Origin of the sequence: Chryseobacterium urinae, from assembly GCF_030518295.1 — a bacterium.
Classification (GTDB): Bacteria; Bacteroidota; Bacteroidia; order Flavobacteriales; family Weeksellaceae; genus Chryseobacterium; species Chryseobacterium mucoviscidosis.
Genome location: NZ_JAULSJ010000005.1, coordinates 159,255 through 182,973, shown reverse-complemented (window position 1 = coordinate 182,973; position 23,719 = coordinate 159,255). Strand labels below are relative to the sequence as shown.

Below are 23,719 nucleotides of genomic sequence, written 5' to 3'. Positions count from 1 at the left end.
AAAAGCATTTAAATTGGAAGAAACACTTTTCCACAAAGTGTGTAAGCTAAAAAGTTAGGCTTGGATTTTCATAATCTGAGTCCTTTTTTATTTTAAAGTTTTCAGGAAAAAGCTGTATCGGTTGAATACTAAGCTTTTATAAAGATTATCAAAAAAGTCAGGTAACGATTTGGTAACGGTGCTTATTGCTTTGCTTTTCAACGTGTTTCCGTTAGCTCAAGGCAAATATACAAAAATAGAAGGATAGAAAAATTAAAACCTATCCTTTATTTATCACTCTTAAATATTTTTGATTCTTATGAACACCTACTAGAATAAAACATTAATTTCCTGATATCCCATTAACAAAAGTGTCTATGAATCCTATGATTTTATTTAGAATACGATCTCCGATTTCCTTAGATTTTAATACACTTGGTCTTCCTTCTTTCCGTAAATCTAAAATTTCTTTTCGCAAAGGTTCACGTTCTGTAAACAAATAGTTCTCTATAAGTCTTTCCGTTTTTTCTTCGGAAAGATTTTCTGTCTTGACTAGTTCCTGAAGTGCCTTTTCTTGCTCTACATTCCAGAATTTTTCGAACTCTTCAGGAATGGTATCCGTATCTTCAATATGGGGTAAACTTTCCTGAATAAATTTCTCAATCAATTCCCTTTTACTTCTTAATGATACTTCGGTGTTCAGTAAATTGAAAATGTCTTTTTCAATACTTTCTTTGTCTTTTGCATTATGTTTAGAATTGAATTTAATCAGTAACTGAAGGATATAGGTTACATTGATGGTATCACGCCTAATCAATTCCAATTCAAAATCTATATCATTGAGAATAGACGCTTTTTTAGATGGGTCAGTAGGATCAAGTCTTTCCTTTAAATCCAAATATTTGCTCGTGTAATCTGCAAAAAGCTGTTCTTCCATCTGTAAATCATCCCAAGTAAATTCTGTATAATGGCTCATTTTTTTGTGCAAACGCATCATGGCACGGAAAGCCAAAATAAATTGTAGCTGATCTTCTTCCGAATATAAACCGTCAACAGATACTACTTGTGGAACAATTTCTAATAATTTCTGCGTGGCTTCGTTAAACTTTTCTACATACGCTTCGTATGGTTCCACTATAATTTCGTCAATTGCTTCTTTATTGCTGAATAAAGCTATGGCTTCGTCTGTTTTGTCTTTAAGGTTTCGGAAACATACAATATTTCCCTGTGTTTTATTCTTATCTAGGATACGATTGGTACGGCTAAACGCTTGTATCAATCCATGATATTTCAGATTTTTATCAACGTATAAGGTGTTTAAATATTTACTATCGAACCCTGTCAAAAACATATTGGCAACCAACAAAATATCTGTCTCATTTTGTTTTGACTTCTTTGCTACTGCATTGTAATAATTGTAAAATCCTTCGGTATCTTTTACGTTCTGTTTCTCTCCAAATAATTCATTAAAGTCTTGTACATACGTTTCTAATAATTCTCTACGATGAGGTTTGTAGCCGTAAACTGCTTGTGGTTCAGCAACCATTCCTAATTGGGAATAAACAGCATCTTCCATTTCTTCTTCATTCTGAGCAAAGCTAAAAATAGTCGCTATTTTTAGCTCGTGCTGTCCCTCTTGTTTTTTACGCTTGAAAATTTCATAGTATTGAATGACGGAATCAATATCCTGTACACACATCATGGCACAAAACTTCCTGTTTTGCGTTTTCTGATCGTGGTATTGAATGATGTAATCTACAATGGCTTCCTTTCGTTCAGGAGCTTCAAAAACTTCAGTTTCATTGATTTGTTCTACTTTTAAATCAATGATATGTTCTTTCTGTTTGAAAGTCTGAATGTATTCTACAGAAAACTTCAGTACATTCTCATCACGTATGGCATCTGTAATTACATATTTATGCAGACATTTTCCAAACAAGCTTGCAGTTGTTTTTTCTCCATCTGCATTCTCTGCCAAAATAGGTGTACCTGTAAAGCCAAATAATTGAATATTGGTAAAATAATTGACGATGTTTTTGTGGGTATCACCAAATTGCGAACGATGGCACTCGTCAAATATAAAAACCATCCTTTCGTGCTGAATGGATTTCATTTTTGATAAGTTTCTACCTGAAATTGCGTTATTTAGCTTTTGAATGGTGGTAACGATGATGCGAACATTCGGGTCGTTTAATTTATGAATAAGGTCATCCGTATTAGTAGCAGAACTTACCGAGCCCTTACTAAATTTATCGTACTCCTGGTTGGTTTGATAATCCAAATCTTTTCTATCTACCACAAAAACCACTTTTTTGATAGCTGGAATTTTGGATAGAATCTGACTGGCTTTGAAACTGGTTAAGGTTTTTCCACTTCCAGTTGTATGCCAGATGTAGCCATTTTTTTCGATGTTATAGCCATTCAGAATTTCGTTTTCTTTTACCTTTTTGATAATACTTTCTACCGCATAATATTGGTATGGACGAAGTACCATCAGACGTTTATCAGTTTCATTCAGAACGATGTATTTACAGATCATTTTACTGATATGACAAGGTTCCAAAAAAGAATCGGTAAAGCCGTTTAAAATATTATTTAGTGGATTATTTTGTTCATCTGTCCAATGAAAAGTTTGAAGATATTCCTGCTTATGTGTTCCAAAATTGCTAAAATATTTGGTGTTTACACCGTTACTTATAACGAATAATTGTACAAAATGAAACAAACCCTTTCCAGCACCAAAGCTATGTTTTTGATAGCGGTTGATTTGGTTGAATGCTTCTTTCATTTCTAAGCCTCTTCGTTTCAGCTCAATTTGCACCAAAGGCAACCCATTCACGAGTAAGGTAACATCATAACGGTTTTCGTATTTCCCTTCTTGTGTAATTTGATTGGTTACCTGATATTCGTTCTGACACCAATGTTCTACATTGAGAAATTCAAAATACAGGTTATCACCATTATCACGAATAATATGATGCTTCTTTTCACGTAAAACCTTGGCTTTTTCAAATACAGAACCTTTATTGAGTATATTCAACACTTTTTCAAACTCACTATCGCTAAATTGTATATGATTATGCTTTTCTAATTGAATTTTCAGGTTTTCCAGTAATGCTTTTTCATCAGCAATAAAAGCGTATTTATATCCCAATTTCTGTAATTGGTCAACGAGTTGCTCTTCTAGAATTTGTTCGGACTGTTTGCTCAAAATAATTATGAATTAGGAGTTTATCTTGTTCTTTCCATCTATGTACAAATTTAACAAAATAAAATGTTCTCCTAATCCATAATCTAAAACTTATCTAAGAGCCTTAAACATCTGCTCAATAGCTTTTTTCTTTTGCTCCATATTGGGATGAACATAAAGATTCAGCGTTGTACTGATATTAGAATGCCCTAATAATACACTCACTGTTTTATAATCACAATTACTTTCAATACATCGGGTGGCGAAACTATGTCTTAACCCGTGAAATTTAAGTTCAGGCATTTTTAATTCTTTCATTAAATTTTTGTAATAGCTTCTGTAGGTTCTGGGTTCAGTTGGTTTAGCATCGTTTGTCAATACAAAAAACAAAGGATTCACAATCTTTTTAAATGGTTTCAATATTCTTAATAAATCCTTACTTATCGGAATTTCACGAATAGAATTTTTAGTTTTCGGGGTATCCAGAATCAATTCCGTTCTACGAGTTCCATCTTCTATCACATAAATACGCTGGATGGTTCTGTTAACACTGATAATTCCGTTATCGGTATCAATATCTTCCCAAGTTAAGGCGCATACTTCCCCAATACGCATTCCTGCACTTAAACATATATATACCCCTAAATTTCTAAATGTAAAATGTTCTTGTATATAGTTCATTATTTTTTTCTGATCAGTCTTGGTAAGCACTTCAATATTATGCTTTTCTCGTTCAGTAGGAAACTGAATATCAAAAGGGGTATACTGTAACCATTTGTTTTTAGCTCCAAATTTCAAAATCATTTTCAGAACAATTAAAATATCCTTAATTGTTTTATGACTTAAACCCGTTTCCAATTTTTGAAAAACAAAGCATTGGACATCAGCTTCCTCAATCGCAAATTTATTTCCGAAATTTGGTAGTAGATGATTCTCAATCAATAGCGTATAAGCTGAGAAACTTGATTTTTTTACATACTGTTTTTTGTCTATTTTCCATAGATCGATAACTTCTGAGAGTTGTTTTTGTTCATTCATTATAATTTAATTTTTTAAAATCTCAAAGGAAAGCAATTAAGGACATTTTATCCCGCAGATAGATTTGGAACTAAGGTTCCTAATTTGAGATTTCCTGAATTTACGGAGGAATGGGAAACTAAGAAGTTGGGGGAGATTTTGGAATTTAAGAATGGTATTAACGCTACAAAGGAACAATATGGTAGTGGATACAAGTTCATAAACGTATTGGACATTCTCAATAACGAGTTTATAACATACGATAAAATTATTGGGAGTGTAAATGTCAATGAAGAAATCATTGATAAATTCCCAGTAAACTACGGAGATATTCTGTTCCAAAGAAGTTCTGAGACACGAGAGGAAGTAGGAACAACAAGTGTATACTTAGATAAAGACAAAACTGCAACATTTGGAGGATTTGTAATTAGAGGTAAAAAAAATGGAGAATATGAACCTATTTTTTTGAATAAATCATTAAAAACTGATTTAATAAGAAATCAAATAACATCAAAATCGGGAGGAAGTACAAGATATAATATTGGTCAAGAAATATTAGCTTCTGTAACTCTGCCTCTTCCATCGCTCAATGAGCAAACTAAAATTGCATCATTTCTATCCTTAATAGACTCTCGAATCCAAACCCAAAACAAAATAATTGGACAATTAGAAACCTTAATTAAAGGGCTAAGTGAAAAAATATATTCGCAGAAAATTAGGTTTAAGAAATTCACTGAGAAATGGGAGGTGAAGAAGTTAGGCGAAATAGCAACATTTTATTCAGGCGGAACACCACTAACATCTAAACGGGAGTATTTTAATGGTAATATTCCATTTATTCGTTCAGGTGAAATAAATTGCGGTAAAACGGAACAATTCATTAGTGAATTAGGATTAAAAAATTCTTCTGCTAAAATCGTTGAAGTAGGCGATATCTTATATGCTTTGTATGGTGCAACAAGCGGTGAAATAGGACTTAGTAAGATTAGAGGAGCAATAAACCAAGCTGTTCTTTGTATAAAATCAGACCAAAATCATTATTTCATTTACTCTTATTTATCATACAAAAAAGAGAGTATCGTAAGTAGATATTTACAAGGTGGTCAAGGGAATCTATCTGCTGAAATTGTTAAACAAATCAAAATATATATTCCCGCCCTCGAAGAACAAATTAATATTGCTGGATTATTATCAACTATTGACCAAAAGTTACAAATAGAGAAAAAAATATTAATTAAACACCAATCTCAAAAGCAATATCTTCTACAAAACCTATTTAGTCGTTCCTTAACAAAACCCACGATTTAATTTATTTTTAAAAACAGGATTAGAAAACAGCATAATTTGTATCTTATAAAATAAGAAAATAATTTTCTGTTTCAGTAGTTCCATCATCTTCTTTACAGATTTTAGAGCGGTTTGCTCTTGCGTTTTTGCAAATTTCTAAAGGCATTGAATCTACAATGAAAATGCTTTCAATATCATGAAATCTATCAACCATAATCTTTCTGATATTTTCCATATGCAAGAAGAGTTTTCTTTTCCTGCGATTATAAACACTTCTTTCTATCATTCCATTTAGTTTTGAATTTGAAAGATATCTAAATAACTGATATTCTGAATCTAATGATAAATATTCTGCAGAAATATTTATGGCAATAAGTTCTAAATCACTCAATTTTGGTTTAATAGGTTTAAAATAAAAATTTTCATTTAAGGTTAATTTTCTTAATTCATTTAAAATAAAATCGAAAATTGCATCTAGGTTATTCATAGTGTATTCGATTGGTAATCAATACAATATACGATTTTTTTTCGTATTATGAATAACCTTTTATAATGCACTACGAGTTATTTTAACCATATTTTCACTGCTCACAAATGGTCTTAACAATAATTAAATACAAATTTATGTCATCTAAATCCTATTAAGATTAAAAAAAGTTAATCAAACAATAGTTGTTACCACAACTATTGTTTGATTAACTTTGTCCAATGATAATTTTTATATGAAAGCTGAAAAAATATTAACTGAACAAGATCGATACAATCTGCTTACCGGTAATGTACCTGTACTGTTCAATCGTTTTTTGGGTCAGCAATTCAAATTGAATAATATTAACCTGACTCGGGAACAATGGTCGGTGCTAGTACCTTTATGGAAACAACAGGGATGTTCACAACAGGCGATAGCAGATTTTACCCACAGGGATAAGCCCAGTATAACCAGACTTATCGACCAATTGGAAAAAGAAGGCTACGTAGAAAGAAGACCCCCCCCTTACCGACAGAAGGCAAAACCTGATATATTTAACAAATAAAGGAAAGGAGATAGAGGAAAAAGTAATGTATATTGTTAACAATGTAACCGAAAGAGCAACCAGAGGACTTTCAGAAAATCAAATCATAGAGATAAAAAACTTCTTTCAGCATATTCAAAACAACATTCAAAACGAAATGGTATGAAAAAAATAAACTTAGCCATTACAATGATCCTATTCGGCACTATCACCAACGCACAGATTCTTATAAGTAAGGATTTGGATTATGCTATCGGAAAGGCATTGCAAAAAAATACTGAAATAAGGAATCAAGATCTTGAATTACAAAAATTAGAATTAGAACGCAAAAGCATATTGGCCAAATATATCCCGAAGGTCGAGGCTTCAGGTTTATACTCTTACATCAGCAGTGATGCAAAATTAGATCTAGCTACCCTGAATTTACCCATCACAGGATATCCTGTTTTTGGGGGATCCTCCGATTTCAGCACAAATGCGAATATCCTTTATGGAGGTCTTACCGCAAAAGCTGTACTGTTCAGTGGCGGACAAATCCTAAATGGAGCCAAGGCTCTCAAAGAAAAAAATACAGGCACAGCGTTTATGATGGAAAATCAGAAAGATGAGGTCATAAAAGATATCATAGGGAGCTTTGACCGTCTCAAACTTCTGGAAACCGCCGAAAAACTCATCGATAACAGCGAAAAGAGATTGAATAAGGAAAAAGAAAGAGTAGAAAAAGCGATATCCGAAGGGTTAGCAATTCCTTATGATCGAGATAAAATCAAACTTTCCACTCTGGAATTGGCTTCCAAACGTGCAGATGTTCAAAATAAAAGAAAACTTCTGATACTCAAGATAAAACAATCCACCAATCTTTCTGAAGAAGAAATTTTTAAAACCAATCATCAGTTGGAGCCCATCATTATTTTGGACAGCCTGAGCACAGCCGAACGAAATGAGATAAAAGCACTGGAATCTTTCAGAAAAGCTTCCGAATATGCCCTTAAAAAAGAAAAAGGAAGCCTTCTTCCCACAGTTGGGGCTTTTGCGGGATATAGCTATGCATCATTATATAATGCCAATACAAAAGTGCCGATTGAAACATTAAATACGACCGCCAATTTGAAACTAAATGAATTGACACTACATCCTAACTGGATGTTGGGCGTGGCTGTGAAATGGGAACTCTTCAGCGGATTTGAACGTAAACATAAAATAGACGAAGCCAAAATAGGACTCGCCCAGGTTGAAAATAAACTGGCTGACACCAAAGAAAAAGTAGATCTTGAATTGGAAAAAAACAAGGTAGAATACAATACCACGTTACATAAGGTAGATATTGCGATCCAAAGGGAAAAAATAGCACAAAATAATAATGAAATAGCATCAAAGCAATACAGATTAGGGCTTATTAACGTCACTGAACGCCTTGGAGCGGAAAATGATATATACAAAGAATCCTTAAACAAAGTAGAAACCGTGATTGAACAGCGGAATGCTGCTATTGAAGTTTACCGTGCATCGGGAAAATTATCAAACTTTATTAAAATCCAAAACTAAGCAGAATGAAAAAAATTATTTACATACTCAGCATTGCAGGCATTTTAACTTCTTGTGAGAATAAACCGAAAGTATCACAAACCATCCAGGGAAAGACCGAGCGGGAAGAGATTGCAGTAGTTGGCAAAATAACAGGCAGGATTGATAAAATTCTGGTCAGCGAGGGAGATTTTGTAAAAAAGGGAGATACATTGGCGATATTGGAAATCCCAGAAGTAGACGCAAAAAAATCACAGGCACAGGGAGCGGTAAAATCTGCTCAGGCACAATATGAGATGAGTGTACACGGTGCCACTGCCAATCAGTTGGCACAGCTCTATGCCAAAAAATCGGCTTTGGTAGAGCAATATGAGTTTGCAAAAAAATCCCTGGCAAGAATGAACGCAATGGTAAAGGATTCATTGGTTCCGCAACAGCAATATGATGAAGTATTCGCAAAGTATCAGGGAGCCAAATCACAAATGATAGCCGTAGATGCAGAAATTGCCGATGTTAAAAACGGGGTCCGCATAGAACAGCAAACAATGGCGTTGGGACAAAAAGACCGTGCACAGGGAGCTTTGGAAGAAGTACAGGTTGCCGAGAAAGAAAGGTATATCATTGCACCACAGGATATGAAAATAGAATCGATCACATTGAAGCTGGGGGAACTGGCACTACCAGGATATACGCTTTTCAAAGGTTCTCTTAATAATTCCATATATTTCCGCTTTACTATTCCTGAAAGCCAATTGGCAAATTATGCACAAGGAAAAGAAATCAATGTGCATATACCTTACAAAAATCGGGATATCAAAGGGAAAATCAGAAATATAAAACAAATAGGTGCCTATGCTAATATTGCTACAGCATATCCTGATTATGAAGTGCAGGACGCTTTGTATGAAATATTAATAGACCCTATTAACATCCAACAAGCAAACGATATCCTAAGCAAAACAACAGTAACGCTAAAACCTTAATAATGAAAACATTTCTCAATCTGATCAAACGGGAGTTCGGCTTATTCTGGAGCAACAAAGTCCTCCGAATTTTGTTTATTGGGGCTCCTTTGATGTACGGTGTTTTGTTGGGATATGTGTACAGCAAAGGGAAAGTGACAGATTTACCAATCATAGTGGTAGATTATGACCAAAGCTCACTCAGCCGGAAAGCAATCGAAATGATGAATGACAACGAAGTTTTGTCTGTTGCAAGGCTGCAGTTTGACGAGACAAACCTCAATCGTTTGATGATTGAGAAAGATGCAACCTGCGTCGTTATTATCCCAAAAGATTTTGAGAAAGATGTGCTTACAAAACGATATCCTGAAGTCACTACCATAGTCAATACAGCAAATGTATTGACCGCAAATTATTCTTCATCAGCACTTCAGCTGGTCTTAGGAACCCTCAAAGCAGGGACACAGGTCGAAACCTTACGTAAACAAGGAGTTCCGGAAAATTTGCTAATGAGTCAGTATGAGCCATTTAAAACCACATTTATAAAAAAGAACAACAGAAGCACCAACTATATGTATTTTTTGTGGCCAGGTGTTTTGGCTACTGTGCTTCAGCAGGTATTACTATTGGGACTGGCTCTTTCTTTTGCTTCCGAGTTTGAAAACGGCACTTTCAAATATCTGGTACATAAAAGCCGTTCTGCATTTATGCTGATGCTGGTTAAAATCGTGCCTTATCTCATAATGAGCTTCGGGATATGGCTGATGTACTGGGGTTTTACGAAGTGGTTCAGAATTCCTTTTTATGAAAACATTTTTCCGCTTACCCTAATAGCGGGTGTTTTTGTAATCTCGGTCTGCTTTATAGGAATTTTGGTGAGCATCCTTGTTCCGAACCAGCTGAAAGCTACGGAAATCCTTATGGTTATTGCCACACCCAGCTTTATCCTGTCAGGATTTACCTGGCCGCTCAGCCAAATGCCAGTTTGGGTTCAGTATATTGCAAATATCATCCCGCTTACACATTTCCTGCCTGCCTTTAGAATACTTATCATAGAAAAAGGCGCTGTAGACCTCACCTATCCTTATGTTATAAAAATGATAATCATAGGAACAGTAAGCGCCATTGCCAGTTATAGTGTTTTATTTTACAAAGTCCGAAAGATTAAAAGAGAGGAGCTGTAGCGAGATAAATATAAGGCGAAAAATATATCTTCCTGCATAAATCCACTAAATAAGAAGCTATGAAAGCTTACGAAAGTATTAAAGAAATATTATCTTTTTATCACGTACATTGTGAGAAACCTTACTTTATATCGTCAGGAAAACTCATTTTTGAATTCCCAAAAAGACTCTTCCGAATGGATTTTTATGCATTCTGCATCTGTGTTTCTGGTAGTATAGATTTAGAAATTGATAATCAGCATTACAAGATATCCCAAAACGGATTCCTGATATCTGCTCCATCAACAATTATAAAATTTGTAAATAACAGCAAAGATTTCCGTCTGAAAGTTCTTTTCTTTGAAAAGAATTTCCTGCTCAAGAACATTTCTAATCCATTTTTTATCGAGAATCTGTCTCTATTCAATAAAAATAGCTTTAACGTAGTAATTTCCAACGAATCAAGTAGTACGCACTTAATCAATTTATTGGATTATCTTCAACAGCAGACCACGAGAAATGGTCGTTTTACAGAAGATATTGTTCGTACTATTATTATTAATATTTTATTGGAAGTTGCCGTCCTAACTGATGAAGGCAGAAAAGACAACGCATATCCCACTCCACAGGATAACAATCATATTTTTTTTAAATTCAATGAATTGGTGAAAGAAAATATTTTGCAGCATAAGGACGTACAATACTATGCGGACAAGCTATTCATTACCAACAAATATCTTATTCTGATTGTAAAAAAAGCGACCGGCAAAACTCCACATCAGATTATTGATGAGGCCTTATTAAAAGAAGTATGCGTTCTGCTTGGCTATCCAGAAAAAAATATTTCTCAGATTGCATTTGAAACGGGCTTTAATTCTACCTCTGCATTCGGCCGTTTCTTTAAAAAGCATGCGTCAATATCGCCCCAAAGGTACCGAAGACAACAGCATTTCTAAAAAAGAAATTCCGTATATGATTTTCGAATTTAGGGATACCAAGGAATTAAGGTATATCAATACCTTTATTATATAAAAATAACCTAAAAAAAAATATCATATGAGCAATTCGAACAAACATGCATATTTCATCGGAGGCGGATTGGCAAGTCTTGCCGGTGCCGTGTATCTGTTAGAAGACGGAGGCTTTAAAGGCGAAAACATTCACATCATTGAAACCCTGCCGATTTTGGGCGGTAGCAACGATGGTGCGGGATCTAAAGAAAAAGGGTTCATCTGTCGTGGCGGGCGTATGCTCAACGAAGAAACCTATGAAAACTTTTGGGAATTAACATCCCGTATCCCTTCTCTGGATGTCCCGAACATTTCCGTAAAAGACGAAATTCTGGCATTTGACCACGCGAATCCTACCAATGCGAAGGCGCGGTTGATTGACAAGAACGGAAACATTTTACCCGTAACGGATATGGGTTTCAACACTCAGGACCGGATGAAATTTTTGAAATTGTTTTTTGCCGATGAAAATGATTTAGACAACATTACCATTCGTGATTGGTTTGACGATCATTTTTTTACGACCAACTTCTGGTATATGTGGCAAACCACTTTTGCCTGGCAGGAATGGAGCAGTATTTTTGAATTTCAACGCTATATGAAACGTATGCTGTTGGAATTTTCAAGAATCGAAACACTCGAAGGAGTTACCAGAACACCATACAACCAATATGAATCCGTTATCTTGCCGTTGAAGGCATTTCTGGACCAGCATAAAGTGGACTTTTCATTAAGAAAAACCGTTACCGATTTGGATTTTGCCGATGATGATGGCATTACCGTAACGGAAATAGAATGCATCAATGCAGAAGGAAAAACAGAAAAAATAACCGTGAATGAAGGCGATTTGGTATTCTTTACCAACGGATGCATTACAGACAATTCTAATAACGGCGATTATTACACGCCTGCAAAATATTTGCCGTCAAATCCGCCAAGTTTTGCATTATGGCGTAAAATTGCCAACAAGAAACCCGGCACGTTGGGTAACCCAGACCCGTTCTTTACCAAACCGGACGAAACAAAATGGTATTCATTTACGCCAACATTCAAAGGAAATAAATTTCTGAAACTTATTGAAGAATACACTGGAAACAAACCGGGCAGCGGAGCTTTGATGACGTTTAAAGATTCATCGTGGCGAATGTCAATTGTGGTGGCCGCACAACCGCATTTCAAAGCGCAAGGCGATGATACTACCATCCTTTGGGGCTACGGATTATATCCAGATGCAGTGGGAGATTATGTGAAAAAGCCGATGATTGATTGCACGGGCGAAGAAATTTTGACAGAGTTGATTCATCATTTGCATTTTGAAAAACACGAACAGGAAATAAAAGATAGCGTTATCAATGTTATTCCGTGTATGATGCCTTATATCGATGCTTTGTTTCAGCCGCACGCTAAAGCAGACCGCCCTGCAGTTGTTCCTGAAGGCAGCACCAACCTAGCAATGATTAGTCAGTTTGTAGAAATACCGGAAGATATGGTTTTCACAGAAGAATATTCGGTTCGTGCAGCACGTATCGCGGTATATACCCTACTCGGCCTCGATAAAAAAGTAACACCAGTAACAGAACACTGGAAAAAACCAGACGTTTTGGCAAAAGCCATCCATACCTCTTACAGAAATTAAATATAAAAAAAGAGCTGCCTTTACACTTTATCGAAGTTCTTTCTTGCTAAAGGCGTATCTCTTTAACCTATAAAAGAGATTGTCTATAATAACCAATTTATCTAACTTTATTCTGCTCTTGCTTTTATCAAGGGCAGAATTTTTATTTTTGTACAAAATCAACCGACTATGGCAAAACATACACCAGGCTATATAAAAAGGCAGAAAATTGCCAACTCAGGTACGCACAATCTTTTTTATGAATTATTCGAACCAATAAATGAACCTCCAAAGGCTACTGTCCTTATACTACACGGGATGCAGGAGCATAGCGGTCGTTATAAAAATTTTGCAGAATATCTGGCGAACAACGGTTTTGCAGTTCTATTATATGACCATCTGGGACACGGAAAAACGGCGGAAAATCGGGAAGAACTTGGCTATTTTCAAAAAGAAAATCCCAAGCAGCAACTGATAGACGATGCCGCAACGATGGCTGCATTTTTAGAAAACAACTATCCTAACATTTCTCACTTTTTACTAGGTCATTCTATGGGGTCTTTCATTGCAAGATGCTTACTTCAGAATCAGGAAGCTGATTTTAAGGGCGCGGTCATCGTGGGAACGGGAGGAAAAATCAACGGAATCGGTTTGGCTAAATTTTTCCTGTCCATTAAGAATATTATTGCCCCAAAACACAGGAGCAAATTCATCAACCAAACTTTTTCAAAAATTAATAATCAACATTTTAAAGGCGAGAAAGATGGCGACCTTAACAGTTGGCTGAGCCTCAGCAAATCCAACCGTGAATCATTTTGCCGGGACAGCCTATGCGGAGTACCTTTTACCAATAATGGTTTTTACGCATTAGTTTCTCTAAACCAACAGGCAACGGAAAGAAAATGGGCAGAAAAAATACCAAAAGAATTTCCCTTTCTTTTTGTAAGCGGAGCTGATGATCCGATAGGAAACTTCGGAAAAGGGGTTGAAAAAACGGTAACACAAATGCAAAAAGATGGATTTACAGATGTTAATGCAAAAATTTATCCTGCTATGCGGCACGAAATACTTAATGAAGATATTAAAGAATCTGTCTATGAAAGTATAAAAGATTGGCTCTATGAAAAAATATCATAACCAAAAAAGTATTTTAATTAAAAATAATTGATTAATAATTAAAATACTTAGTTTATAATGGAAATTTAGCATTTATCAAGCTTTTAAAAAATCCTTGCTTTGCCATTCTGGATCAGGATATTTGTAAAAACCTTCGCCGGATTGCTGACCAAGTTTTCCTTTGTCGATAAGTTCGGCTTTTAGCTTTTCTGCTATTTTCTGTGTTAGTTCTCCCGGGATTTCTTTTAAGATGTTATAATTGGTGTTCATCCCATTCAAATCTAAAATGGCCATTGGTCCAAAAGGAGCACCTGTTGCAATTCTCCAGGTTTTATCAATGGTTGCAGGATCGGCAACGTCATTCGCCCACAGCGCAAGGCCAGCCACCAAAAGCGGAATCAACAAAGAATCCAGAACGTAGCCCGATTTTTCCTTCTTCAGTTCCACGGGAAGCATAGCAATGGATTTTGCAAACTCTACAATCTCGTTATAAACCGTTGGGTCGGTTTGATCAGAACCCATTATTTCTGCTGTATTGCGAACCATTATATGATTGGCAAAATGTAAATGGATGAATTTTTCTGGACGATTGGTAAATGTGCTTAATCTGCTCGGCAAAAGTGTGGATGAGTTGCTCGCAAAAATGGTTTTTTCCGGCGCGTGCTCAGAAGCTTTTTCCCAGAAATCTTTTTTGATATCGATGCTTTCCGGAACGGCTTCTATCAATAAATCAGCATCTTGTAAAGAAGCTTTCAAATCTGTCGAATAAGTGAGATTATTTTTGGTATTTTCGATTTTTTCTTCATCAGCTTTCAGGTAGTTTTTATATTCTTCAGCCAAGACATCAAAACGGTTTTTTGCCTTACTTAAAGCTTCATCATTAACATCATAAACCGTGACTTCATAGCCGAAATAAGCGCATTGCACGGCAATCTGAAAACCGAGAACACCACTTCCAGCCACCACAATATTTTTGATTCTGATTTTAGATAAATCGGCTTCCGGCACTTTCAAAAAATCTGGGCTTTGCCACGAAGGATTTGGATATTTGTAAAAGCCTTCGCCAGTAGAAATTCCCAGTTTATTTTGGTCTATGAAGGTTGATTTAAGTTTATCCAGCACAATCTCATCATCTGTTTTGCCCTTCTCTACTTGCAGTTTGTAAATGTTGTATGGTGTCGTCAATCCGATAATATCATACAAAGCCATTGGTCCGTAAGGCGAACCAGTTCCCAGCATCCAGGTTTTGTCTATGGTTTCTGGCGTAGCATAATCGCCAATCCAAAGCTGCATTCCGGCATTCAGAAATGGATTTAATAAAGAATTGAGCACATAACCTGGAACTTCTTTTTTTACCAAAATAGGCACCATCCCTATCGCCTTTGAAAAATCGACTATTTCCTCAGATATTTTTTCGTCGGTTCCTGGATGTGGCATAATTTCCGCCGTATTTCGCAACCATATTTGATTGGCAAAATGCAGGTTAAGGTATTGAGCAGGTCTTCCTGTCACCTCTGCAAACTGACTTGGCAACAAGGTGGATGAATTACTTACAAAAATGGTTTTCTCCGGTGCAATCGCGGAGAGTTGCTTATAAAATTCCGTTTTTATTTTAATATCTTCTGGCACTGCTTCTATCAAAAGATCGGCATCTTTCACAGCAAATGCCAAATCGGATGAATAGTGCAGTCTTTCCCTCGCTTCTGTAATTTGTTCTTCGGTGGCGCCAAGATCCTTTTTATGACTTTCGGCCAAGCCGTCGAACTTTGCTTTCGCCTTTTCCAACACTTCATCACTGATATCGTAAACAGTGGTTTCAAATCCGTGAATTGCTGTTTGAAAAGCAATTTGGAATCCTAAAACACCACTTCCGGCTACCGTTACATTTTTTATTTTGCTCATAATTTTGGTTGATTTTTGGTAATTAACTTTACGGAACTAGGACTCAGCAATCTTCATTTTCAATTATAATTGATAAAACTCCGGACTGAATGCTTCCTCCAAATTCTTTGGTTCTTTACGTTTTTTGTGGTTTAGCTCGTGTCGTGAGGTTGAAGATGTTACATACGCTGATTGCCGTGAACGCTGTAAATTTCCGATCGGTGAATTCTCTTCGATGGTTCTGAACGGTGTAAAAGACAGATTTTCCATAATTTCAAAATTACCATCCTCTGGAACCGTTTGTTTTGGTATTGTGATTTTTGCCACCGTACGGAATGGTGATAATTCCTGCGACCATTCTTTTGTAAGGTCATTCACAGGCATTTCTTTCAGGTTTTTGCAAAGTTGTATTTGCAACTCAAACGTAAGGTTTTTTTGAGCTATTTCTTTGATAATTCCTTTTCTGTACGGCCATTCTGCGCTGTCTAGATCAATATCTTTTTCCGTGATGGCGTTCGTGGTCTGCTCAGTTGGGATCACTCTTACTTTGGCGATATAATCACCGTGGCGTACCGCTCCCATACTGTAAAATTCATAAAGAAAACTGTTGATTGAAGGGATTTTTTTAAAAGTTTTAAGAGCGCCCAATTCCTTCAAAGCCTCAAAATTTGGAAATGCTTTTTTATTTTCGGTGACCCAAAGTGTGGCAAATTCCAATTTTCCCAAGGCTCCCTTTTCAAAGAAATCATTTAGCTTTAAAAAAAGCTTTGAAATGAAAACATAATGTTCTGCCGAGTTACAGAAAAACACGGGATTATTAATCAGGTTAAAATCAACATTGGGAGAATCTTCCTCTCCGGGAGATAATTTTTTGCCATCTATCCCAAAAATCTTTAAAGCAAATCCTTGTGCATTACCGCTTAGTTTATCGGGCAAAACTCTGGACGAACCATTGGAAAAGCGAACTACTGCCTGGTGTTTTCCGGGTTTCGCATAAATGCCCTGCGCCAGTTCTTCGGGCAGATTATCCAAAATTTCAACCTCTGCTTTCAGCACTGCATAGCCATTGGCGTGCGCATCTCTGGTATGATGGGTCGCCCTGCTTAGGTTTGGCGTATTTTTGATGTATTCGCGGATATCGTTATTAATGGTGGTAATATACTCATCGAAATTTTCTGGAATTTCTTCCACTTCGTAACTGTACTTGATGTATTCTTCCATAGTGCTTTTTTTTATTTTAATTCGCTAATCCATTTTAAAGCAGAAATGCTTGGGATAAAACAATATTCGCCGCCTTTCACGATGTTGTAGGTCTGCAAACCACGGTATCTTTTGATGAGGGGTTCTCCAGGTGCAGAAAACAGTGCGTCTTCGTCCTGTACACCGATCATAGGATCTTTTTCTGTTCCCAGATTTTGGGCGTTACCATCGTTTGCCCATTGTTTTTGAAGAAATTCCAGTGTTCCCATTGCATCGGCACTAATGCCAATAAAATACTGTCCACGTTCCTTACCGTCATTTTTAGTTACCTCCGGCGGAACAATGTCGCCAAAAGTTACACTTTTTCTGATGATCCTGTGCAAACGTTCATCCTCCAAAACAAAAGATTTGGAATCTCTTGGGTTCATCCTGCGGATATGCGAACTGAACGGACACTTTTTACCGTACTCATCATTCTTGAAAGAAAAATCATTGTTTTTTTGCATATCATCTCCTAGCGATTTATCATCCTTTTCGGGAGCTAAAACCAAAGGTGCACCACTTCGCCAGCGACCTACCATTTTAGCAGCCAAGAGCTCTCCCTCTTCCGGCGAAGAAGAATTTTCTTTAACGAACTGATTAAATTCCGCCACTTGGCTCTGGTACTTTCTGAAAACCATAAAAGAACCGTTCTTTCCTAAAACTTCAGGTTGTGGAAATGGCTTTATGAAGCCTGCTTCTCCAGGATAGCCCATTATAAATTCGCCTGCTTTAAGTGGACGATCAAATCCGGGCGGCACATCTATCCCACTGCCTTCAATCTCCGGATTACTGATGCCATCCCTGAATCCGAATACATTTTTAACCTCTTCAGATACGGCGAAATCGTGGCTCATTATTACTTCTACGCCGCTGTTATTCGCCAATTTAGAACGAAATTCCTCCAGCTTGCTTTTCCACGCCTCTTCATTGTTGGCGATAATTGCCGCTGCGATGTGAATATGTGATCTTCTAAAAACCTTTTCCCAGTTTTTAGGGTCATTGACTCCAATGTCATACAGAAACCGGGAACGTTCTGCCATTCCTTCCTTGAAGGATTCGGGGAAAGTCTCAAGCGACTCTTTAGGCACGCCGATTTTTTCCAGACCTTTATAAGTGAACGTCAACGTAACCGATGCCCCTTCATTCTTATGCCAGTCTTCCGCAGAACTCACAATCGGCAAGAGTTTTTGGAGCATTTGTCTGGCTGCCACAGCATCTTTGATTTCAATAATACCCATTGTTCCGAAATATGGTATAGGTCGGCTTCTGAGAATTAAGGCCTGTATTTCATTCAGCTCAATTTCTACTTTATTGGGATTAAAAATCCGCTTTAAAAATTCCAGTGCCATAGATTAGATTTTATTTGCTTCGTCAATTGCCTTATTCAGTCCTTTAATGATTTTATCATTTCTCCTTATATCATTCACCGTAAGATGCGGAACACCAACATACCAGCCGGTCGCGGTAATCTGATGGTCTAGAATGAACTGCTTTACACTCGGGTTTTTTATGCCTGGCCAGCCTTCAACATTCCCAAAAATGATGTCCATCAGCTGCGGAATTTTTGTAGCGAAATCATCAATATAAGCATCCCAATCACCATCGTAAGCCGTGCAGAAAAGAATCTTGGTATCGTTATCAAACAAAACTATACGAAGATCATGCAGCGTTCCTACTTTGGTTGCACCTTTCAGATCTCCGCCTGCAATTTCCATTATGGTTTTGAGATTTTCTGCACCTCCGGGTTTTAGGTCTGCCATCGCAGTTAACTCAGATACACGACCGGATCTTAACCCTTTTTTTCCGGCAGATGTAGTGGAATGGTCGTAACCATCATCGATACCTTCACTGAAATTCGCCTTTGCTAGCTGGGCAGCCAATTTTACTTTGTCTATAAAACTCATAATTAAGATTTTTATTAATGATTTATATTATTTTGTAAATCAACAATAATTTTGAGGAGAATTGTACAAATGTTATGCCATAGCAATCTATCGTAATGTACCGAAATTCGTATTTTATGTACTGAAACTATGAATTTTTAAGCTTTATTAAAATACTTCAATTGACAAATGATAAAATCTTATGTCTACTCATTTTTTAATTATTGACAGAATTAATTACCTTTAAATATGGCAACACCCAAAAAGAAACCGACCTATAGCATTTAAAAGAAACTCGACTGTATCTATTCAGTGTACGTTTTGCTAATTCAATTCCAATAAGCTTCTCCTCACGGTCATTATGGTCTTTGAAAATACAGATTAAAGTTCGTAGCCGCTCACATTTACTTAACAATTTATTTCTTAAGCATTATTACAGGTAACAGCGTCGTCCGTTCTCAACAAAGTATTGTAGGCGTCGTAAATTTTTAGCGCAAAAGTTTTGAAATATGAGTTGTACGATTTGGTATCTTCTGACGAACCGACTAATCCCTGCGCTCTAGATTCGCTAATTTCTATTAAATTCTATAGGTAACTGAAATAAATCATTTCTTTAGTCACTAATCTTAAAAAAATACTCTTAGAAAGACCGAATTGATCATTGACCTATTTTATCAAATCTTTTTAGGAAACTGAATGGTAACTTTTATTCTGTTGAATTAGTCCACTTGAACAGATATAAAACATAAAACGCTTTAAAAACTATGTTTTAAAGCGTTTTGAACTATTTTGCTGTAATAGTTGCGATCCGGACGGGACTTGTTCATATTTGAAAAACTCCCTATCCATAAGCTTTATATCGTTCTCTTATTTTTAGGTCACCGAATAGGTCACTTTTTAAACAAGATTTAAGATTGTTTGTTTTTACTGGTGCAAATATAGGTCTTTTTTTAGTTTTACCAAAAAAAAGACAATTTTTCAAGACTAAATTTAACTAGTCGTTCCTTAACAAAACCCACTATTTAATTTATTTTTAAAAACAGGATTAGAAAACAGCATAATTTGTATCTTATAAAATAAGAAAATAATTTTCTGTTTCAGTAGTTCCATCATTTTCTTCATGTTCCAAGCGGTTGCAGCTAGTAATGCATTGATTTGTGGTCCCGTTTCTCCCATGAAGTAATTTTTTGCCAGCCTAAAATCGGTTTTTAAATGTCCGATGATAGGTTCTATTGCCGCTCTGGTTCTAAATTTTTTGCGCTTTGTCTGCTTTTGATAAGCAGTGTCTTTTTTTCTTGGAGTGCTTGGGATGGAGATTTTCACGCCCTTTATTTCTGATTTTCCTCTGCCACCTCTATCGTAAAGGAGTTCTTTTGGGAGCTTTTGACCACCGGTTTCCATCTGTTCCAAAAGTGGTTCTATGGTGTGACCATCGTAAGGAGTTTGCAAAAATGCTTTAATCCCGAGAATGATTTTCTTGCCTTTGTTGGCGGTGGTTATCAAACCTACCTTATTCCCAAATTCATACTGGCTATGCGCTTTTCCTTTGGCAATACATCGGGTAAAAGGCTTGTGAATGCTGTAAATTTTATCGGCATCGTTTCTTTTTTGTGTGACAACCTTGGTGTACAATGTCATTAAATCTTTATAAAATTCTTGCTGTTCTGCATTAAAATTCCGTTGCAATTCACGAATCAGTCTCATGGCGATGGTTTTGAGCTGTCTTTGAGATTTCCTTGCCGCTTTTGCCCGCTTGGGATGTTTTCCGTTGTAGGTGTTGCGCACCATTTGTTTGCTGACTTTTGTGTAGCGTTGTCTTTGTTTTATGCCTTCATTTCCGGCTATTTTGTTGCAATAATCGATCACTTTTTTGCACAATTTTGCATCGGTAGGAAAAGAGGTATTATTCTCCTGAACGGTAGTATCGGACAAAACAAAATTTGAGGTGTTCGTCTTGGCATCGTGCATTCTTACGCTGTAGGCAAAGATTTTTTCGATGCCTTTTTCGCCAATTCTTTTTCGGAAATGAACAAAATTACTCGGGTCACAAGGAAATTCGTGTTCAAAGAAAACCCTGCCACAAAAATGCTGCATATAAGGATTCATGATCCAGGCTTTTTCCAACGTCTCATCGCCCAAATTATACAAATGTTTCAGTAGCAAACAACCCACCATAAACCGAATCGGATGGCTCGGATTGCCCACTTTGGAATACAAGGGCGAAAATTCTTTCTCAAAATAATTCCAATCTATTTTTTCTGAAAGTAGAACAAGTTCATGCTCGTGGTCAATAAAATCCACCAACATTGGGCGGAATAATTCTGGCTTCTTTTCTGGATTTTTCCCCAACATATTTGCAAGGTTTTAAAGCTTTAAGATACAAATTCTTGCAATAAAAAACAAGCTATTTTAAACCCAAAATACTAATAATCAGTAAATTATAGGTGGTTTAAGGAGAGACTATTTATATAAATAGGTTTTGTAGAAGATACTTTTTCTGTATCTCATATTTTTGCAGTGATTTTTTTTCAATATTTATTTTTTCGTCAATAGTTGATAATAATTTCTCTATTTTATCTTGTTCTTCCGAAGAAGGACAGAAAATAGTAGACTCTCCGTAGTCTTTGAAGTAAATGTGTGGGATTCCAGAACCAACTTTGTATTTTTCAAAGTTAAAAAATTTCAGGCAGAAGAAAATATATCTTAAATTAATTTCAGACTTTGCAGTTAAATAGTTTAGAGTACCAATAACCGAAAATTTATCCGCTCCAAATTGCACCTTTCCAACTCCAGAGCCATCTTTGATTATTAAAACGGCATCTTCATTAATTTGTGGATTTTCCGTAAATGCAATAACACCTGTAGCTCCATAAACTGGATAAACTCCATTTTTATCAATTACATTCGATTCTGTTAATGATGATGAATAACAAGAAACACAATCACTTAATTTTTTATTTGGCACTTGCTTTAGAATTAGTTTTTGACAAAGCCCTTTAATTAGGGATTTTATTTCCTTTGTGATTACGCTTCGCTATCAACTATACGAACAAATTCTTAATCAAGAAAATGAATATGTTCAAGTTAAGGATACTTTAAACTATGAACAGCCAACTAAATATTTGGTAACAAATACGGATTATTCATCTGATATTTCACTAATTCCAGTTCTAACAGCAAATAAAGCTTTTGTATTAGGATATACCAATGAAGAATTTGGTATTTATGACAAAGGTCAATGTATCATTTTCGATGATTTTACAATGGATATAAAGTTTGTTAATTTTTTATTCAAAGTAAAATCTTCAGCAATTAAAATACTGACAGCGAAACCAAATGTTAACCTAAAATTTATATTTGAGTATTTGTCATTTTTAAATCTATCATCAAATGAACACAAACGGCATTATATCTCCGAAATTGAGCCTATGGAAATGCAATTACCAAATTATATTCAACAAACATATGTTGCAGATTTTCTATCAAGTATTGACGATAAAATAAAAACTGAATTTGAAATTCATACGCTATTACTTAAGCAGAAACAATACTTGTTAGCTAATTTATTTATATAAATAAGTTAGCTAACAAGTATCTCTTTTGTTCTTCAAATTTATGCAATAGTTGGCTTTCAATATCAATCTTTGAATCTATAGATGAAAGGTAATCAGCAATCTTTTTTTGCTCTTCAATACAAGGTAAATCAAATTTAATTCTCGCAAAATTGTCGTAGAAAAGATAATCTCTTACTCCTCCTTCAACATTTTTTAAAACTTCTCTATTAAAAAAATCTGTCTTTAGATATTGATATAGAAAGTTGTCATTTACGGTGTTATCTGTTTTAAAACAAACATACAATGAACTGATAATAATATTCTCTAAGTTTTCACTATAGCCAATAGATCCCACATTAATTCTTGCTGGATTATAGGCAAAGGTGTTCTTGTCAATTATTTTGTATAATTTAATATCGTAGCCTCTATCTTCGCTATCAACTCCCTCGAATTGCTCACTTTGCGGAACGAATCCTAATTTGTTATTTATAGAATAAACAGGAAGCTTTTCGTTATTTTTATTTCTCTTATTTATAAGAGTTGTAACCTCTCCCAACTTTTTAGTATTCCAATCTATATAGTTTTCATTGTTTCCATTTTTAAATCTCAATTGACGTAAGAATAATTTCTTACTAATCGTAATCTTTAATAATTTCAACTCCTCAATTATTTTGTTTTGGGTTTGAATTCTTTCGTCAATTAGTAACAGAAATGACGAAATCTTTTCTTGTTCTTGGATTGATGGAATGACTATTGGTAACAATTTATATTCTTCCGCATTAATCCCTGGTTGCCCTGAGCGCATTGACATTGTTAGTACCCATCTTTGATATTTTTCGGTTAGTGTTTGTGAAAAAATAAAATATGGGTCTTCATCTCTCACATTAAGACGAATTAAAAAGCCTGCAAAGTAAATCTTACCATCCTTATCATTATATAGATAAGACTTTCCGACACTCGCTCCTGTCCTTGCAAAAAGTATATCTCCCTTATGTAACAAGTACTTATTGTCTAACTCTCCATCTGGAGATGATAACGGATTAGGACAAAATAATCTAGTTTGTTCGTCGATATCTGTGATTCGTATATACTGATTTTCGCCATCATAATTAGTTGCAGCAGCATTCATACCGTACATAACATTTGTTGCTACTTCCCCCAACTTCTTAGTTTCCCATTCCTCAGTAAATTCAGGAAATCTCAAATTAGGAACGTTACCTACTTTTAATTTTTTATTTATCATCTCGATGATTCAATTTTCGTTAGTAAAAACATTAAGGATG

The 23,719-nt window shown here is 35.6% G+C and carries 18 protein-coding genes and 1 pseudogene; 9 read left to right on the top strand and 10 right to left on the bottom strand.

The features are described from left to right. Positions 1 to 322: 322 nt before the first annotated feature. Positions 323 to 3,190 carry a type I restriction endonuclease subunit R gene (locus QWT87_RS04980; protein ID WP_185208987.1) on the bottom strand — a complete coding sequence of 956 codons (2,868 nt, stop codon included), beginning with the start codon at positions 3,188 to 3,190 and terminating at the stop codon, positions 323 to 325. 90 nt (positions 3,191 to 3,280) lie between these two features. Beyond that, the gene (locus tag QWT87_RS04975; protein WP_185208985.1) at positions 3,281 to 4,207 is read right to left on the bottom strand and encodes a tyrosine-type recombinase/integrase; all 927 of its coding nucleotides are present in this window, start codon (positions 4,205 to 4,207) and stop codon (positions 3,281 to 3,283) included. 84 nt (positions 4,208 to 4,291) lie between these two features. Here QWT87_RS04975 and QWT87_RS04970 point away from each other — a divergent pair, with 84 nt between their 5' ends. Then, complete coding sequence (locus QWT87_RS04970; RefSeq protein WP_302714282.1) at positions 4,292 to 5,494, top strand: restriction endonuclease subunit S; 1,203 nt, start codon at positions 4,292 to 4,294, stop codon at positions 5,492 to 5,494. Positions 5,495 to 5,576: 82 nt separating this feature from the next. Here the strand turns inward: QWT87_RS04970 and QWT87_RS04965 are convergent. After that, positions 5,577 to 5,960: pseudogene (locus QWT87_RS04965) on the bottom strand (IS982 family transposase); the annotation flags it as partial. A gap of 235 nt (positions 5,961 to 6,195) precedes the next feature. Between QWT87_RS04965 and QWT87_RS04960 the strand changes: the two are divergent. The 7 genes from QWT87_RS04960 to QWT87_RS04930 all read left to right on the top strand — a co-directional run bounded on the left by QWT87_RS04960 (position 6,196) and on the right by QWT87_RS04930 (position 13,897). Next, on the top strand, positions 6,196 to 6,507 hold the full coding sequence (locus QWT87_RS04960; protein WP_302714277.1) for a MarR family winged helix-turn-helix transcriptional regulator: 312 nt from the start codon (positions 6,196 to 6,198) through the stop codon (positions 6,505 to 6,507). 141 nt (positions 6,508 to 6,648) lie between these two features. Continuing rightward, positions 6,649 to 8,031: a TolC family protein gene (locus tag QWT87_RS04955; protein WP_302714275.1), complete on the top strand. Its 1,383-nt coding sequence runs from the start codon at positions 6,649 to 6,651 to the stop codon at positions 8,029 to 8,031. A gap of 5 nt (positions 8,032 to 8,036) precedes the next feature. Then, entirely contained in the window at positions 8,037 to 8,993 is a 957-nt protein-coding gene (locus QWT87_RS04950) for an HlyD family secretion protein (RefSeq protein WP_302714273.1), read from the top strand. A gap of 2 nt (positions 8,994 to 8,995) precedes the next feature. Next, on the top strand, positions 8,996 to 10,156 hold the full coding sequence (locus QWT87_RS04945; protein WP_302714270.1) for an ABC transporter permease: 1,161 nt from the start codon (positions 8,996 to 8,998) through the stop codon (positions 10,154 to 10,156). 59 nt (positions 10,157 to 10,215) lie between these two features. Then, positions 10,216 to 11,091 (top strand): helix-turn-helix domain-containing protein, encoded by an 876-nt coding sequence (locus QWT87_RS04940; protein ID WP_034972703.1) that lies wholly within the window; start codon positions 10,216 to 10,218, stop codon positions 11,089 to 11,091. 100 nt (positions 11,092 to 11,191) lie between these two features. After that, positions 11,192 to 12,781: an oleate hydratase gene (locus QWT87_RS04935; RefSeq protein ID WP_302714265.1), complete on the top strand. Its 1,590-nt coding sequence runs from the start codon at positions 11,192 to 11,194 to the stop codon at positions 12,779 to 12,781. Positions 12,782 to 12,949: 168 nt separating this feature from the next. Beyond that, positions 12,950 to 13,897 carry an alpha/beta fold hydrolase gene (locus QWT87_RS04930; RefSeq protein ID WP_302714263.1) on the top strand — a complete coding sequence of 316 codons (948 nt, stop codon included), beginning with the start codon at positions 12,950 to 12,952 and terminating at the stop codon, positions 13,895 to 13,897. Between the two features lie 75 nt (positions 13,898 to 13,972). On the opposite strand, the gene QWT87_RS21245 is transcribed toward QWT87_RS04930, so the two are convergent. The 6 genes from QWT87_RS21245 to QWT87_RS04895 all read right to left on the bottom strand — a co-directional run bounded on the left by QWT87_RS21245 (position 13,973) and on the right by QWT87_RS04895 (position 21,847). Further along, positions 13,973 to 15,778: a 3-hydroxyacyl-CoA dehydrogenase gene (locus QWT87_RS21245; protein ID WP_337250569.1), complete on the bottom strand. Its 1,806-nt coding sequence runs from the start codon at positions 15,776 to 15,778 to the stop codon at positions 13,973 to 13,975. A gap of 63 nt (positions 15,779 to 15,841) precedes the next feature. Then, positions 15,842 to 16,978: a catalase family protein gene (locus tag QWT87_RS04915; protein WP_302714261.1), complete on the bottom strand. Its 1,137-nt coding sequence runs from the start codon at positions 16,976 to 16,978 to the stop codon at positions 15,842 to 15,844. Positions 16,979 to 16,989: 11 nt separating this feature from the next. Beyond that, positions 16,990 to 18,348 carry a Dyp-type peroxidase gene (locus tag QWT87_RS04910; RefSeq protein WP_302714259.1) on the bottom strand — a complete coding sequence of 453 codons (1,359 nt, stop codon included), beginning with the start codon at positions 18,346 to 18,348 and terminating at the stop codon, positions 16,990 to 16,992. Between the two features lie 3 nt (positions 18,349 to 18,351). After that, positions 18,352 to 18,903 (bottom strand): hypothetical protein, encoded by a 552-nt coding sequence (locus tag QWT87_RS04905; RefSeq protein WP_265145217.1) that lies wholly within the window; start codon positions 18,901 to 18,903, stop codon positions 18,352 to 18,354. Between the two features lie 984 nt (positions 18,904 to 19,887). Then, complete coding sequence (locus tag QWT87_RS04900) at positions 19,888 to 21,234, bottom strand: IS5 family transposase (RefSeq protein ID WP_112373584.1); 1,347 nt, start codon at positions 21,232 to 21,234, stop codon at positions 19,888 to 19,890. 112 nt (positions 21,235 to 21,346) lie between these two features. Further along, the gene (locus QWT87_RS04895; protein WP_221406065.1) at positions 21,347 to 21,847 is read right to left on the bottom strand and encodes a restriction endonuclease subunit S; all 501 of its coding nucleotides are present in this window, start codon (positions 21,845 to 21,847) and stop codon (positions 21,347 to 21,349) included. Positions 21,848 to 21,902: 55 nt separating this feature from the next. Between QWT87_RS04895 and QWT87_RS04890 the strand changes: the two genes are divergently transcribed. After that, positions 21,903 to 22,457, top strand: a complete 555-nt coding sequence (locus tag QWT87_RS04890; protein WP_074719374.1) for a restriction endonuclease subunit S domain-containing protein — start codon at positions 21,903 to 21,905, stop codon at positions 22,455 to 22,457. On the opposite strand, the gene QWT87_RS04885 is transcribed toward QWT87_RS04890, so the two are convergent. Then, positions 22,450 to 23,679 carry a restriction endonuclease subunit S gene (locus QWT87_RS04885; RefSeq protein WP_302714247.1) on the bottom strand — a complete coding sequence of 410 codons (1,230 nt, stop codon included), beginning with the start codon at positions 23,677 to 23,679 and terminating at the stop codon, positions 22,450 to 22,452. The two genes, QWT87_RS04890 and QWT87_RS04885, sit on opposite strands and share 8 nt — an antisense overlap. Positions 23,680 to 23,719 lie beyond the last annotated feature (40 nt).